Annotated in this window: 1 protein-coding gene and 1 pseudogene; one reads left to right on the top strand and one right to left on the bottom strand. The window is 46.8% G+C overall.

The annotated features are described in order from the left end of the window. Positions 1 to 1,182: AmpG family muropeptide MFS transporter (locus tag R7O12_RS25100; protein WP_318126770.1), on the top strand; the 1,182-nt coding region annotated here is incomplete at its 5' end. Between the two features lie 86 nt (positions 1,183 to 1,268). On the opposite strand, the pseudogene R7O12_RS25095 reads toward R7O12_RS25100, so the two are convergent. Continuing rightward, positions 1,269 to 1,345, bottom strand: a pseudogene (locus R7O12_RS25095) (transcriptional regulator); the annotation flags it as partial.

Below are 1,345 nucleotides of genomic sequence, written 5' to 3'. Positions count from 1 at the left end.
TATTTTGGTAGTGTCTTTGCGGTCTATGCGATCAACTTTCTGTGGGCTCCCTTGGTCGACCGAGTGAAGTTACCGCTGTTGTATCCTCTGCTTGGACAAAGACGCAGTTGGATCTTTTTCTGTCAAAGCATTGTGCTGGTTGCCACATTATTCATTGCAGGGGTCAATCCTGCGGAAAATCTCATTTTCGCCTCTCTGCTCGCCTTGTGTATTGCAACGGCATCGGCAACACAAGACATCGCCATCGACGCTTTCCGAATTGATACTTTTCCAAAATCGGAAGAATCTAAGTTGCCACAAGCTTCGGCTATGGCAGTCATCGGATGGTGGACAGGCTACTCATTGCCGGGATACTTGGCGTTTGTTAACGCCGATACTATCGGCTGGAACGGAGTGTATTACGGTATGGCAGCTGTTGTCGTGGTACTCATGGTGTTCACTTTGTTAGTGGGCGAACCAGTCACACAACGTGAAAAGCTCCAATCCGAAGCGGAACAAAGACACAAAGAAGTCGTCGGTTCAAAACTTGTGGCGTGGTTTACGGTCACCGTTGTTGAGCCTTTCCTCGATTTCTTCAACCGCAATGGTGTTCGCGTCGCGATAACCCTGTTGCTGTTTGTCTTCTTATTTAAGATTGGCGAAGCATTCCTGGGCCGCATGTCGATTGCTTTCTACAAAGACATTGGCTTTAGCAACGAACAAATTGGCTACTACTCGAAGTTGATCGGATGGGGAGCCACCATCTTCTTTACTCTCGTTGGCAGTATGTTCAATGTGAAGTTTGGTATCGTGCGCGGTTTGATGATTGGCGGCATTGCTATGTCAGCGAGTAACTTGATGTTTGCTTGGATAGCGTCTGTTGGCCCTAACGAGCATCTGTATTTAGCGACCATCATCGTTGATAACTTTACGACGGCATTTTCCACCGTAGCCTTTGTCTCGTTTCTGACTCTATTAACCGGGCAAGCGTTCTCTGCCACTCAATATGCATTGCTTGCGTCGCTAGGAAACTTTGGACGAACCACGCTAGCGTCATTCAGCGGTGAATTGGTTGACTACCTAAATGACTGGAGCACGTTTTTCATTCTCACGGCCGTAATGGTGATCCCGAGCTTGATCATGTTGTATTCACTGCGTCATTACTTTACGGATCTTTTGGAAAAAGCGCGGCATAAGCACTAACGACCGCAAATTTGCTCAAAAGTAAGAATAATAAACCACCGCACAATACGGTGGTTTTTTTCTATACAAAACGCGGCGTTTTAAGCTTATGGGTAAAGCCCTTTGCCGAACAAGTTGAAGATACGTGCAACACCTTGCGTGAAAATCATTGGCTCAGTGAGTA

The organism is Vibrio sp. Vb1574, assembly GCF_033338675.1.
The sequence above is the reverse complement of the archived record's forward strand: the minus strand, read 5'-3'. Positions and strand labels throughout refer to the sequence as shown.